General features: G+C 40.1%; 12 protein-coding genes. 5 read left to right on the forward strand and 7 right to left on the reverse strand.

The window, feature by feature from the left end:
* From tuf to FHK89_RS11855, 5 genes are all read right to left on the reverse strand, one after another.
* Positions 1-1109, reverse strand: a 1109-nt coding sequence (tuf, locus tag FHK89_RS11835) for an elongation factor Tu (protein ID WP_230660672.1), incomplete at its 3' end; no start/stop codon positions are given.
* Positions 1110-1437: 328 nt separating this feature from the next.
* On the reverse strand, positions 1438-3564 hold the full coding sequence (gene fusA, locus FHK89_RS11840; RefSeq protein ID WP_230657872.1) for an elongation factor G: 2127 nt from the start codon (positions 3562-3564) through the stop codon (positions 1438-1440).
* A gap of 456 nt (positions 3565-4020) precedes the next feature.
* Complete coding sequence (rpsG, locus tag FHK89_RS11845) at positions 4021-4494, reverse strand: 30S ribosomal protein S7 (RefSeq protein WP_230657868.1); 474 nt, start codon at positions 4492-4494, stop codon at positions 4021-4023.
* A 253-nt stretch (positions 4495-4747) separates the two neighbouring features.
* Positions 4748-5122: a 30S ribosomal protein S12 gene (rpsL, locus tag FHK89_RS11850; RefSeq protein ID WP_025646352.1), complete on the reverse strand. Its 375-nt coding sequence runs from the start codon at positions 5120-5122 to the stop codon at positions 4748-4750.
* A gap of 245 nt (positions 5123-5367) precedes the next feature.
* On the reverse strand, positions 5368-6450 hold the full coding sequence (locus tag FHK89_RS11855; RefSeq protein WP_230657865.1) for an EcsC family protein: 1083 nt from the start codon (positions 6448-6450) through the stop codon (positions 5368-5370).
* A gap of 259 nt (positions 6451-6709) precedes the next feature.
* On the opposite strand from FHK89_RS11855, the gene FHK89_RS11860 reads away from it, so the two are divergent.
* Positions 6710-8428, forward strand: coding sequence for an anthranilate synthase component I family protein (locus tag FHK89_RS11860; protein ID WP_230657864.1), 1719 nt, complete (start codon positions 6710-6712; stop codon positions 8426-8428).
* 109 nt (positions 8429-8537) lie between these two features.
* On the opposite strand, the gene FHK89_RS11865 is transcribed toward FHK89_RS11860, so the two are convergent.
* Entirely contained in the window at positions 8538-8879 is a 342-nt protein-coding gene (locus FHK89_RS11865) for a GlpM family protein (RefSeq protein WP_230657861.1), read from the reverse strand.
* A 270-nt stretch (positions 8880-9149) separates the two neighbouring features.
* Here FHK89_RS11865 and FHK89_RS11870 point away from each other — a divergent pair, with 270 nt between their 5' ends.
* The 4 genes from FHK89_RS11870 to FHK89_RS11885 are packed head-to-tail and all read left to right on the forward strand — an operon-like array spanning position 9150 to position 12715.
* Positions 9150-9611: a universal stress protein gene (locus FHK89_RS11870; RefSeq protein WP_230657858.1), complete on the forward strand. Its 462-nt coding sequence runs from the start codon at positions 9150-9152 to the stop codon at positions 9609-9611.
* A 33-nt stretch (positions 9612-9644) separates the two neighbouring features.
* Positions 9645-10658 carry an adenosine kinase gene (locus tag FHK89_RS11875; RefSeq protein WP_230657855.1) on the forward strand — a complete coding sequence of 338 codons (1014 nt, stop codon included), beginning with the start codon at positions 9645-9647 and terminating at the stop codon, positions 10656-10658.
* Between the two features lie 59 nt (positions 10659-10717).
* Positions 10718-11392: a potassium channel family protein gene (locus tag FHK89_RS11880; protein WP_230657852.1), complete on the forward strand. Its 675-nt coding sequence runs from the start codon at positions 10718-10720 to the stop codon at positions 11390-11392.
* Between the two features lie 6 nt (positions 11393-11398).
* Complete coding sequence (locus tag FHK89_RS11885) at positions 11399-12715, forward strand: TrkH family potassium uptake protein (RefSeq protein ID WP_230657849.1); 1317 nt, start codon at positions 11399-11401, stop codon at positions 12713-12715.
* Between the two features lie 144 nt (positions 12716-12859).
* Here FHK89_RS11885 and FHK89_RS11890 read toward each other — a convergent pair whose 3' ends face one another.
* Complete coding sequence (locus FHK89_RS11890; protein WP_230657846.1) at positions 12860-14158, reverse strand: O-acetylhomoserine aminocarboxypropyltransferase/cysteine synthase family protein; 1299 nt, start codon at positions 14156-14158, stop codon at positions 12860-12862.
* Positions 14159-14275 lie beyond the last annotated feature (117 nt).

Consider the following 14275-nt stretch of genomic DNA (forward strand, 5'->3'; position numbering starts at 1 on the left):
GCGATTGGGTGGATTAGCTCTACGCTCATCTCTACGTTATCACCAGGCATAACCATCTCTGTACCTTCTTGTAGGCTGATGGCACCAGTTACGTCAGTAGTACGGAAGTAAAACTGTGGACGATATCCATTTAAGAATGGGGTGTGACGTCCACCTTCTTCTTTGCTTAGTACGTATACTTCTGCGTCAAATTTGGTATGTGGAGTGATTGAGCCAGGCTTAGCCAATACTTGTCCACGTTGTACGTCTTCACGCTTTGTACCACGTAACAATACGCCACAGTTCTCACCTGCACGACCTTCGTCTAGCAGTTTGCGGAACATCTCTACACCAGTACAGGTTGTTTTGCTGGTTGGTTTAATACCAACGATTTCAATTTCGTCACCAACTTTTACGATACCTGATTCAACACGTCCTGTTACTACGGTACCACGTCCTGAGATTGAGAATACGTCTTCGATAGGCATCAAGAATGGCTTGTCGATGTCACGCTCTGGCTCTGGAATGTAGGTGTCTAAAGTGTTTAGTAGTTCTAATACTGCTGGCTCACCATAAGGACCTTCGCCACCGTTTAAGGCTTCTAGGGCTGAACCTTTGATGATTGGGGTGTCATCACCTGGAAAGTCGTAGTCTGATAACAATTCACGTACTTCCATTTCTACTAGTTCTAGTAGTTCTTCGTCATCTACCATGTCACATTTGTTCATGAATACCATGATGTATGGTACACCTACCTGACGTGATAGTAGGATGTGTTCACGGGTTTGTGGCATTGGTCCGTCTGTTGCTGATACAACTAAAATAGCGCCATCCATCTGTGCTGCACCAGTAATCATGTTTTTAACATAGTCAGCGTGACCGGGACAGTCTACGTGAGCGTAGTGACGTGCTTCAGTGTCATATTCGATGTGACTGGTGTTAATGGTAATACCACGTGCTTTTTCTTCTGGTGCTGAGTCAATTGACGCGTAGTCTTTAGCTTCACCGCCTGAAGTTTTTGCTGCTACGGTTGCAATTGCTGCTGTTAGGGTTGTTTTTCCGTGGTCAACGTGTCCAATAGTACCTACGTTAACGTGCGGCTTGTTACGTTCAAACTTGGCCTTTGCCATGATATTTCCTCTTTTATGTATCAGGGTTACCTACTGTCGCTATTGATTAGCTAACAAATATTTAACCACATTAAAATTTATTAAAACAAAAGTCTAAAAAATAAACCTTATCTAGATATAGTGCTGTTGCAAAAGCAATCTGACAGATAATATAAGAAAATGGGTCTCATTAACAAGTGCTTTTATATAGCAGATGTTCTGTTTTAAGTAAACAGCGTATTATCTGTTTACTTAAATGTTACTCACTAATAATAAAACCCATTTTTTATCAGTTATTGATGATGTGATATTCTATTTAATATCACATCATCTTGCTTTTCACTTTGTTCTATTCGTCGTCATCTTTACCATTAAATTTAGAAATAATGGCATCTGCAACTGATTTAGGTGTCTCTGCGTATTTGGCAAATTCCATAGAATAAGTTGCACGACCTTGTGACATAGAGCGAAGCTGAGTGGCATAACCAAACATCTCTGCTAAAGGTACTTCAGCACGGATTTGTTTGGTACCACCAGGTAAATCGTCCATACCTTGTACCATACCACGGCGACGGTTTAAGTCACCCATGATATCACCCATATAATCTTCAGGTGTTTCAACTTCAACCTTCATCACTGGTTCAAGTAATGCTGGGTTAGCATTCATAAAGCCTTTTTTGAAGGCAATCGAACCTGCCATTTTAAATGATAGCTCATCAGAGTCAACGTCATGGTATGAACCATCATATAATGTCGCTTTAACACCAACCACAGGATAACCTGCCAAGACACCATTTTGCATACGCTCTTGAATACCTTTATCAACCGCTGAGTGGTATTCTTTTGGTACCACACCACCGACGATTTTTTCTTCAAATTCGTATTCAACATCGCCTGCTGGATCAAGTGGCTCAAGACGTAACCAAACATGACCGAATTTACCACGACCACCAGTCTGACGAACAAATTTACCTTCTTGCTCAACTTCTTGGCGGATCGTTTCACGGTAAGCAACTTGTGGCTGACCGATATTAGCTTCTACTTTAAATTCACGTTTCATACGGTCAACAAGAATCTCTAAGTGAAGCTCACCCATACCACTGATGATGGTCTGACCAGATTCTTCATCTGTATGCACACGGAATGAAGGATCTTCTTTTGCTAGGCGACCCAAAGCAACTGACATTTTTTCTTGGTCAGCTTTGGTTTTTGGTTCAACTGCAAGGCTGATCACAGGATCAGGGAATTCCATACGCTCAAGGGTGATGATGTTGCTTTCATCACATAATGTATCACCAGTGGTTACATCTTTCATACCCACTAGAGCAGCAATATCACCAGCACGAATTTCATCTAACTCTTCTTGTGAGTTTGCATGCATCTGTACGATACGACCCACACGCTCACGCTTCATTTTCACAGGGTTATAAATACTTTCACCCTGTTTAATCACACCAGAGTAAACACGTACGAAGGTTAAGTTACCGACATATTTATCGTTCATGATTTTGAACGCCAATGCAGCAAATGGCTGTTCGTCTGAGGCTTCACGAGTGGCTTCAGTTTCTGCTTTGTCGTCTAGCACACCTTTAATTGCAGGAACATCTTGTGGTGCTGGTAGATACTGAATCACTGCATCCAACATTTTTTGTACACCTTTGTTTTTAAAGGCAGTACCACAAAGCATTGGAATGATTTCGTTGTCAATAGTACGCTGACGAATAGCCTGATGAATTTGTGCTTCTGACAATTCACCATTTTCTAGGTATTCATTCATTAGTTCTTCAGACGCTTCAGCAGCAGTCTCAAGTAGTTGCTCACGGTATTCTTCTGCTTTATCTTGTAATTCAGCAGGAATTTCACGCTCTTCAAATTTCATGCCTTGAGATTCAGTATCCCAATAGATGGCTTTCATGGTGATTAAGTCAACCACACCTTCAAAGTCTTCTTCTTTACCAATTGGAATAACCAATGGCACAGGTTGACCACCTAGACGACTTTTGATTTGGTCAATAACACGATAAAAGTCTGCACCAACACGGTCCATTTTGTTAACAAATGCCAGACGAGGTACTTTATATTTATTTGCCTGGCGCCATACTGTTTCAGACTGAGGCTGAACACCACCAACAGCACAATAAACCATGCACGCACCATCAAGTACACGCATTGAACGCTCTACTTCAATGGTAAAGTCAACGTGACCTGGGGTGTCAATGATGTTGATACGATGTTCATCAAACTGCTGTGCCATACCTGACCAGAAGCAAGTTGTCGCTGCTGATGTAATGGTAATACCACGCTCTTGCTCTTGCTCCATCCAGTCCATAGTAGCTGCGCCATCATGAACTTCACCAATCTTGTGACTGATACCTGTATAGAACAAAATACGCTCGGTGGTGGTGGTCTTACCAGCATCAATATGCGCTGAGATACCAATGTTACGGTACCGATTTAAGGGAGTTGTACGAGCCATAATAATTTCCTAATGGAATTTTTTTATTGAGTATCTTTTACTGTAAAACTTTGGGGTATTGATGGATAAAACTAAAACAAATGAGTGAAAATAGTTATTTTAATCTCTTCTTATGACAGTTTTATTAACCACTCACTTTTAGAGTTGTTTAATAATTTCTAGTATTATCTAGTATCATACTATCAAAAAATCAATATTAATACCGATTATCTTACAATTTATCAACTGCTTTATTCACTATAATTTAGTATTTATCACTTTATATAAAATATAAATTGCTCTGTCTTTCTTTATTGGTAACCCTAAGTTTGTTACAGAGTCCAAACTTATCTGGCAGTCTTTAAGACTGCCATTAAGACAATTATTTAAATTATTCTTACTTAGGTGTTATAAGCAAAACACCGCTAATAACACCTATTTTTTCTCTTGATACACGTTTTTATCAATTTCTATCAATTAGAAACGATAATGAGAGAATGCTTTGTTTGCATCTGCCATACGGTGAACTTCATCACGTTTTTTCATGGCTGCGCCTTTACCTTCAAAAGCATCAGACAATTCACCAGCTAGGCGAAGTGCCATTGATTTTTCTGAACGCTTAGCAGCCGCTTCAGCAAGCCAACGCATGGCTAGGGCGGTACGACGGGAGGGGCGTACTTCCATAGGTACTTGATAAGTTGCACCACCAACACGGCGAGCTTTTACTTCTACCATTGGGCGAACTTTTTCTAGTACTTCTTCAAAAAACTCAACAGGATCTTCGATGTTGCGTTTTTCGCTAACTTGCTCTAGCGCACCATATACAATACGTTCTGCAGTTGATTTTTTACCATCAAGCATAACATGGTTGATGAATTTTGCGATGGTTTTACTGCCAAACTTAGGATCAGGTAGGATCTCACGGGCAGCGACGACACGACGTCTTGGCATAATAAATTTCCTTGTCTTCAGGGTTGTCTGGCATTCATAGCTTCTATTATTACTTTCTATACTATTAAACACGACTGAATCAGTGCCATAGCGATCATTATAGATAAGTGTTTACTATCAGCCAGCCTTACTGCATGGTGGTATGTATCGACACCAAACCCATGCATCATTAATTTTTAATTTTCGTTCGTACTAATTTTATGCTGTAGCACACTATGTATTATATGGCGTACTACACATCAAAAGCATGAGCTTATGCTTTTGGTTTTTTCGCACCATATTTAGAACGACCTTGTTTACGATCTTTTACGCCTGCACAGTCAAGTGCACCACGTACAGTATGATAACGCACACCTGGCAAGTCTTTTACACGACCACCGCGGATAAGTACCACGCTGTGCTCTTGTAAGTTATGACCTTCACCACCGATATAGCTTGATACTTCATAACCTGAAGTTAAGCGAACACGGCATACTTTACGCATGGCTGAGTTAGGTTTTTTTGGTGTAGTAGTATATACACGAGTACACACACCACGGCGTTGTGGGCACGCTTGCAATGCAGGAACTTTTGATTTTTCCTTGATTGTTTTGCGACCCTTACGAATCAATTGGTTAGTTGTTGCCATAAGGCATCCTTCTCCCGTTTATTAAAAAACAAAAAAATGGGGAATTAAGCTCTGTTACACTCAAAATGCGAATATAACAATAAACTTACCCATTTTTAAGACACTATATTATACAGCTAATTACAATTAAGTTCAACCTATATGTAATCAGCTGTTAGCATAGATTTTTACTGACTTTTTGAGGTGGCTATTTTTAGTTTTAGATAAACTAACCACTGCCATACTGCTATGGCTTATAAAAATATTTAGGCTTCTTTTTTATCAGAATCATCAGATTCTTCTATGTCTGTATGAGAATGAGTGTTAGCTGTATTGGTATTATTTACTACTTCACTGCCCTTAGTATGCTCACTAGTTTGGGTACTATTTTTTTGTGGGCTATGGTTGGTAAGTAATTTTTTTGCAAACTTAGGCTCAGGACCAAAAGTCGCTTGTGCTACGCCAATCACTTCATCAATTAAATCATTATTGTAATAAATGCCAATTATCATTGAACTTACAGGTAAAATTTTGGTTAACCAACTCAAATTGATATTATCAAGATCAAAATGCTCAACCACATTATCTACTTGTTGCATATAGTAGCTAATATTACTATTTGCAGTACCCATATTAGTAAACTCTCTACGCAAACCTTCATGATCAGCATTATCAAGCAATCCTTTGGCAACACCCAATCCTGCTAATAGAGTTTGTTTTTCTTGCATTTTGCTTAAATCAGCATGTGATAATATATCGTACGCCATTTTGATGCCTTGATTACCCGTTAACGGCTGGTCGTAAACCGCAGCAATCTGATAAATGGTGCGTAGCGATACCAATAACAACCATAAACTATCAGCAAGCATACCTGCCAAACCTGCCAAACCTGAAACTCCGCCTAAAGCAGCTAAGGCACGGTTTTGATTTGCAATATCCGTAGCCAAGGCTTTACGCTGCTGTTCATCAAGCTGACTAATACCAGCAAAACGATGTGAGTCGGGTAAGTCCATCTGGCTCCATGCTGATGCTAATTTAGCAATTTGCATAAAAGCACTGTCCATCGCTTTTTGTACCATGCTGTTAGGTACGACTTTTTTGGCATATTTACCATAACGAGAGAAACGCTGACCGATTAACTCTTGTGATGCTTTGACCGTACTTTGGCGAAATAAATCCTCTTTACTTGGGTTTTTGTTAATATCAGCCAAATCCACCGCTTGGTATTTGCTGGTCTTCATGGTTTTGGCGTTCATACTGTCTAATAGAGAACCCACGTGTTCTAAAGCATCACGAGTTAATTGTCCTGCACTATTGAGTCCTTTTTTTATCGTACTATTACTTTTCATATACCATTCCGTCCATTTATATAGAAAATTTTTACTGCATTGCTATTTTTTATGGTTTCTATTTTAGCTAAACTGCCCGCTTTATGTCAGTTCAAACATTGTTATCTGCCTTTTTAGTTTGGTAAATAAATTTTATCAATCATAGTTATCAATCATAAATTGTATTGACTAACAATTGATTAACACAAGCATAAATATATAATTCACCATCGTCTCACTTCAAATCACACTTTTAATTTATATCATGCTAAGACAAACCATGAGCACAAAACCTAATCAACAAACGGCGTTTTTTCAACTACAAAATTTGCCTGCACATTACTTACTCCCCTTACTCATCACCCATCTATCTGAGCACGATAATACCGCTGAGTGGGGTGTGTGCTGGTTACAAAATAAGACGCGACCCATTATTGGGATTTTGCCTAAGGTCTCATGGTGTGTCTATCCAAATAGTCATCTAACTAATAATCGACTCAACATTAATGAAGTACAACCTCACTATCAAATTATTAAAACTGAGCGACAAACATCAGCACACACAAATACTCAGAAAAAACCAAACGTTGAGTCCTATGCTCTGAGTTTATCTGCATGGTGTGATGAGTTGATTGCATATATGAATCAGTATCAAGAGGATATAAGCGATGTTGATAAGCCTTTACGCTATCATCATGGGTTGATGGGGTTTATTGGCTATGATATCAGTGCACAAAATTTAAGTCCTAATGCAAATATTCATCTTGAGCAACAACCTTGTGCATTTTTTGGACATTACGATATGTTTCTGCAACCACTACAAGCCTCCACCACAGGTATAAAAAATAACAATGACAGTCATAATGATATTGTTGGTTGGCAATTAATCTATCATAAAACGGCTGATAGTGACGCGGCACATACAAAAGTAGAAAATGCACATTTTATAAAACTATATGAGTGCCTTACTCAATTAGATACAAAACTCAATCATCATCTCAAAGAATCAAGAACAAACATAACCGAGTTATTTTCTATCCCACCCTCATTAATCATGCAACCTTTATGGTCACAAGCTGATTATCAACACGCTTTTGAGCGCACCCAAAACTACTTGTATGCTGGTGACTGCTATCAAATCAATTTAACCCAGCCGTGGATAGGTAATTTGTTATATAGTCAGACACTAATTGAATATCTCCCCAATCTATATACCCAAACCCATGCACCTTATGCTGGCTATTTTGCTGTTAACTCCACTGCGTTAAAGCAATCAAATAATACCAATAATAAACTCAGTGACACAACACTACCAAGCTTTGAACTATTAAGCTGCTCCCCTGAGCTTTTTTTACGTTTTGAATCTACTTATGCTACTCACTCAGCAATAACAATGACCGCAAAACCCATTAAAGGCACCATTCCCAGAGGAGAAAGCCAACAACAAGATGAAGCCAACAAACAAACCCTGGCTGCCTCTGAAAAAGATTGTGCCGAAAATGTGATGATTGTTGATTTACTACGTAATGACTTAGGAAAATATGCCACAACGGGCAGTGTACGTGTTCCACATCTGTTTGCATTAGAAAGCTTTAGTAATGTGCATCATTTGGTGAGCACCATTAAAGCTGAGCTAAAACCCACAGTACACCCATTAACTGCTTTATTTGCTAGCTTGCCAGCAGGCTCAATCACTGGCACGCCCAAAAAACGGGCTGTTGAAATTATTGATGAGCTAGAAGCCTGCTCACATCAACATAGCAGAGGCGCATACTGTGGTAGCTTAGGATTTATGAATTTTGATGGTACAGGACAATTTAATGTATTGATACGTACGTTACAGTCTTCATTAAAAAATAATAGGGACGAATCTACTACAACGCATAGACAAGTCACACTTTGGGCCGGTGGTGGCATTACTGTGGCATCAAATGCCAATAGTGAATATCAAGAATGTTGGGATAAAGTGGGTAATCTATTAGCTATCTTACAGAATTAGGGCAATAGTCAGTATTAAATGCCAGTTCCTTACTTCAAGGGAGGGATTTAGAATGGAGCATATATGATTTTAGAAAATAAAGTTGAGAGTGAAGTAATTAAATAGAATATTAAGCGACTGCCTGCCAATGCTGCCATGCCAGTACCAGTATGGCTGCTGCCATTAACCAACCCACGCAGCCCACTGCCAATGCTTTATATAGTCCAATATAATTGATACTAAAAAATACAATGAATGTATATATAAGATGGGGTATGACCCCTAAGATACTAAATAATAATGCTACTCTTAAGTCTGCCGCACTACGCTGTGTGCCAACTATAAAATGACTGATTAAGGTAAAAGTAGGAAAAAGTGGTGCTAAGGCAGCCAGATAAAAAAAGCGACTTTGGGCAAATAGTTGAATCACCAAAACGACCAATGCACCAATAAGCATTTTTAGCCAAATCATGACAGCGACAGTCTCAATAAAAGTAGTTAAATATTAAGTTTACTCTCAATTAAAAAAACTTGTCAATCAATATAAAATATAAATTGCTGATTGCTATACTATGATCGTCACAACCGATTAGTTATGATAAATCCTAATAAATAAAGTCTTAAAAATGAGCCATTAAATCATGCCTTAGCATAGACGACTACTTATAAAGGGTATATCATCATAAGGCAGCGACAGCAGATTTTATTTTTCATTTGTATTGCTTTTAATGTAGGAGCTATCATGAAATATCAACACATACTATTAGTCACAGATTTGCGCCCAGATGCTGATAGAGTGGCACAAAAAGCCAAACAAATTGCCCAAAACCATAACGCTAAATTATCTGTGCTACATATTGTCAAAGACACAATGGTGGGTTTTGGCTATGAAATGGTGCCTGCCTCTGCATTGTATGAAAATGTCAATCAAGATCGCTGTAATAATGCGCAACAACAGCTTGCAGATATGCTAGAGCGTAGTGGCATCAATGCAACCCATGCTGATGTTAGTACTGCCATCTCAAGCAGCGAGGGTATCGTACACTACTGTGCTAAACATGAAGTAGATTTGCTGGTTATTGGGCGCCATGAACGTCATGGCATTTCTGCTTGGATCAATGGTGCGACGGTTGATGGCATTTTGCCAAACATTCATTGTGATTGTTTGGTGGTAAAACTTGGCTCACCAAGAGCAAAAAAATAGCAATAAACAATAATAAATAAACTGGAGATGTATATGTATGATGTCATGGCGGTTGGTAATGCTTTAGTAGATCACGAATATCTTATTTCTGAGGAGATATTAATTAAAACTGGGCTCGAAAAAAGCAACATGACCTTAGCCTCATTAGAACAACAACAACAACTTTTGCGCCAGTTATCCAATGCAGATATTTCCTCTTGTAAGCAAGCAGGTGGTGGTTCAGCTGCTAATACGATGTATGCTTTAGCTAGTTTGAGTGGTAAGCCATTTTATGCTTGCCGTGTGGGTGATGATGAACAGGGTAAGTTTTATCTACAAAATTTACATCAAGCAGGCGTTGTTACCTCAGAACAATCTATAGCAACTGGTGGTGTCACTGGCTCATGTGTGGTCTGTGTCACTCCTGATGGCGAGCGTACCATGCAAACGTACTTGGGTACATCAAGTGAAATTGACGAACAAAATGTCAATTTTGAGGCGTTAACACAAAGTGACTGGTTATATTTAGAAGGCTATCTAGCAATGTCTGATAGCATTCAATCTGCCATGACCAAGCTACGTCAACAGGCAGGTATTCATGATGTGCAAATTGCGGTAAGCTTTGCTGACCCTGCGGTAATAAAGTTTGCCAAAACAGGGCTACAAAATATGCTGGGTAATGGGGTCGCCATGATTTTTTGTAACCTTGAAGAAGCGCAACTGTTTACTGATAAAAAACAACACAAAGCAGCGGCTCGGGCTTTGACAGAATGGTGTCGTATTGCTGTGGTAACCAATGGTGCTCATGGCGTGGTGATTTGTAAACGTGAGGGTGATAAAGTTGAAATTATTGAAGAGCCTACTCCTCATGTCAATGATGTCGTCGACACCAATGGCGCAGGTGATAACTATGCAGGTGCATTTATGTATGCGATCACTCAGCAATATTCTTTGCCTGAGTGTGCAAAATTGGCGGGTGAAGTTGCCAGTCAAGTGGTTTGTCAGATAGGCCCACGTTTAGCGGCAAATGAATACCAAGACATCGCTCGGCGAGTATTGGTAGCATAATTCACAATCATTTTATTCTCTATCTCATCGGGTATTGAATATATTCACAAGGAGTCAATATGCAGTTTGCTGTTATAGGATTAGGCGTCTTTGGACGTGCTTGCGCCTTTGAATTGCAGCGTCAAGGCAATGAAGTATTAGGCATTGACCTTGATGAAAAGGAAGTCAATAAAGTCAGTGATACATTAAGCCATGCCGTCATCGCTGATGCCACTGACAAAGAAACGCTCAAAGAGCTGAACTTTGCGCAACTAGATGGCGTCATGGTATGTATTGGTGATAATTTAGAAGCCAGCTTGCTGTGTACTTTAAATCTGATTCATCTACCTGTACATAACCTCTGGGTAAAAGCCAAAACTGATGCTCATCATGATATTTTGGCAAGTCTTGGGGTACAAAACATCATTCACCCTGAGCAAGATATGGGTATCCGTATTGCCCAAGCAATGAACTACCCGATGATGAAACAATACCTGTCATTAGGTAATAATGATGAGTATCTGGTACGTATTGATATTCCTGCTGGCTGGACACCACAAAGCATTGCCAAAATCCGTAATACCTATCCCTCAACTTCCTTATTACTTATCGTTCGTCAAGGTAAAGTGATTCATACATTTGATGATAACTGGACAGTACAACATCCAGATAGCTTGGTATTTAGTGGCAGTTTACCAGAGCTAAAACGCTTGGCGCGCACCTTTATCCCTCCTCATTCATCAGACTTGCGGTAGCCAGCAGTGAACTCACGCATCTTATTATCACCCCCATTTATTCTAGCTTTTGGCTTTTTGGGGCTAATTATTGTTGGCAGTATTTTATTAATGCTGCCCATCTGTAATCCCACCAATATCTCTTGGTTAGAAGCGGCATTTACAGCCACTTCGGCAGTAACGGTAACAGGGCTTGCAGTGGTAGATACTGCCTCATTTACTCGGCTTGGGCAGGTGGTCATTGCCATATTAATTCAGCTTGGCGGCTTGGGTTTTATGACCTTTGCTGTATTGGCATTTTTTAGCCTGCAACGTCGTTTGAATATGACCAGTCAAATCATTGCTCGTGAAGCGTTGGCAGAAACCAGTTTTGGCGATATTATTAGCACTGCCAAATCAGTCATTGGTATTGCTTTAAGTGTTGAGATAGTCGGTATGATATTACTGACACTGTCTTTTTCACCACACATGCCATGGGGTGAAGCCCTGTATCATGGATTTTTTTATACCATCTCAGCCTTTAATAACGCAGGATTTGCCCTAAGTAGCGATAGCCTAACCCCCTATGTGGGCAATCAACAGATTAACTTGATTATTACCGCCCTGATTATTATTGGTGGACTTGGGTTTTTGGTCATTAAGGACATGCTGGAGCATCGCAGTTGGCACAAAATTAGCGTTAATACTAAGTTGGTCTTATCTGCTACTGTGATAATCAACCTCATTGCTTTTGCGTTATTTTGGCTATTAGAGCGTCATAATCCTGCAACGTTAGGCAATTTAAACTTAATAGATCAAGCCACTGCCGCTTGGTTTCAAGCCATCACTCCACGTACTGCAGGATTTAATACCATTGCCATTGACCAGTTGACCGATGCCAGTACCCTACTTACCATGTTTTTGATGTTTGTCGGTGGTGGCTCACTATCAACAGCCAGTGGTATTAAACTGGGCACTTTTGCAGTATTAATTCTCACTACTTTTTCATTTTTACGTCAGCGTGACCATGTAACTGTATTTGAGCGGAGTATCCCTGAGCGGCAAGTACGCAAATCACTGGCTCTGGTGAGTATTACTCTGATGCTGATTTTTTTAAGTGTGTTTATTTTATCTGTGATTGAAGCAAGACACCCCTTAGAAGATGTATTATTTGAAGTGGTTTCTGCTTTAAGTACGGTTGGATTGTCACGAGGTCTGACAGGAAATCTAAGCGATGCAGGTGAAGCCATTATTATGTTTATGATGTTTGCAGGACGTGTGGGCCCGTTGACTTTGGCTTATTTGATTGCGATGCCAAAATCGACTCGTATTCGCTATCCTGAAACCAATGTCTTGATTGGCTAATTAATGACAGTTTAAATATCACATGGTCTATGATTTGCCAATAAAAAGCCGCATAGTAAATTGCTATGCGGCTTTTTGTTGTCAATAGTTGTTATCAATTGTTGTTAACAATATGGTAAGCAAGATTTTCAACAAATTAAAGCGCTATGCTTGTGCCAATGCCTGCGCCAAATCTGCTTTGATGTCATCAATATGCTCGATACCAATTGATAAGCGTACCATGTCTTCACTCACTCCTGCTTGCTCAAGCTCTTGACCATTTAACTGGCGATGGGTAGTGGTGGCAGGGTGACATGCCAATGATTTGGCATCACCAATATTCACCAGACGGGTAATGAGTTGTAGCGCATCAATAAAGCGTGCGCCTGCTTCACGCCCCCCTTTCACTCCAAAAGTCAAAATGGCAGATGGTGTACCTTGCATATACTTTTGTGCCAATTCATGCTCAGGGTGATTGGGCAGCCCTGCATATTTTACCCATGCTACTTTATCATGCCCTTGCAGATATTCTGCTACCGCCTGTGCGTTTTCAACGTGACGCTGCATACGCAAACTTAGGGTCTGCATACCTTGTAAAATACTAAAGGCATTGAGTGGGCTTAATGCTGCACCTGTATTACGTAGTGGTGCCACACGCGCGCGCGCAATATAAGCAGCCTCACCCACGTCTTTGACAAAATTAACCCCATGATAGCTGGCATCAGGCTCATTGAGTAGCGGGAAACGCTCAGGATAATCTCCCCACGCAAACTTGCCACTGTCCACAATCGCACCGCCAATAGATGTTCCCGTTCCGCTCATATATTTAGTCAGTGAATGCACCACAATATCCGCACCATGTTCAAATGGTCGGCACAAAGCAGGTGTCGCCACGGTATTATCAATCACCACAGGCACACCATATTGATGCGCAATATCTGCCAATGCCGCAATATCGACAATATTACCCAGTGGATTACCGATACTCTCGGCATAAACTATTTTGGTCTTATCATCGATTAAATCACGAATTGCTTCGGGGTTTTTATGGTCAAAAAAACGTACCTCGATGCCTTGACGAGGCAGGGTGTGTGCAAAGAAGTTATATGTACCGCCATATAAAGTGGATACCGCAACGATATTATCACCTGCTTCGCAGATGGTCTGCACCGCATAAGTAATAGCAGCCATGCCCGATGCCACTGCCAATGCACCCACACCACCTTCAAGTGCAGCAACTCGCTCTTCTAATACCGCATTGGTTGGGTTCATGATGCGAGTATAAATATTGCCTTGTACTTTAAGGTCAAACAAATCTGCCCCATGTTGCGTATCATCAAAGGCATAAGAACTGGTGTGATAAATGGGCACTGCCACCGCTTTGGTGGTTGGCTCAACACTATAACCAGCATGAATAGATAGTGTTTCTAAGCGTTGTTTATTTTGTCCGTCTGTATTGCTCATAGATTGTCCTTATTCATCTGTGAAAAAACTATTTTCATTCTATTTTTGCTTGATATACATAAAAAAACCAGATTACTATTTTCAGGGTATATTGCTAACACACTGATTTATAGTAAT

Origin of the sequence: Psychrobacter sp. I-STPA10 (genome assembly GCF_021012795.1) — a bacterium.
Taxonomy (GTDB): Bacteria; Pseudomonadota; Gammaproteobacteria; order Pseudomonadales; family Moraxellaceae; genus Psychrobacter.

Coding starts and splice junctions, on each gene's coding strand:
- fusA (WP_230657872.1), bottom strand. CDS start 3,564: ATGGCTCGTACAACTCCCTTAAATCGGTACCGTAACATTGGTATCTCA.
- rpsG (WP_230657868.1), bottom strand. CDS start 4,494: ATGCCAAGACGTCGTGTCGTCGCTGCCCGTGAGATCCTACCTGATCCT.
- rpsL (WP_025646352.1), bottom strand. CDS start 5,122: ATGGCAACAACTAACCAATTGATTCGTAAGGGTCGCAAAACAATCAAG.
- FHK89_RS11855 (WP_230657865.1), bottom strand. CDS start 6,450: ATGAAAAGTAATAGTACGATAAAAAAAGGACTCAATAGTGCAGGACAA.
- FHK89_RS11860 (WP_230657864.1), top strand. CDS start 6,710: ATGAGCACAAAACCTAATCAACAAACGGCGTTTTTTCAACTACAAAAT.
- FHK89_RS11865 (WP_230657861.1), bottom strand. CDS start 8,879: ATGATTTGGCTAAAAATGCTTATTGGTGCATTGGTCGTTTTGGTGATT.
- FHK89_RS11870 (WP_230657858.1), top strand. CDS start 9,150: ATGAAATATCAACACATACTATTAGTCACAGATTTGCGCCCAGATGCT.
- FHK89_RS11875 (WP_230657855.1), top strand. CDS start 9,645: ATGTATGATGTCATGGCGGTTGGTAATGCTTTAGTAGATCACGAATAT.
- FHK89_RS11880 (WP_230657852.1), top strand. CDS start 10,718: ATGCAGTTTGCTGTTATAGGATTAGGCGTCTTTGGACGTGCTTGCGCC.
- FHK89_RS11890 (WP_230657846.1), bottom strand. CDS start 14,158: ATGAGCAATACAGACGGACAAAATAAACAACGCTTAGAAACACTATCT.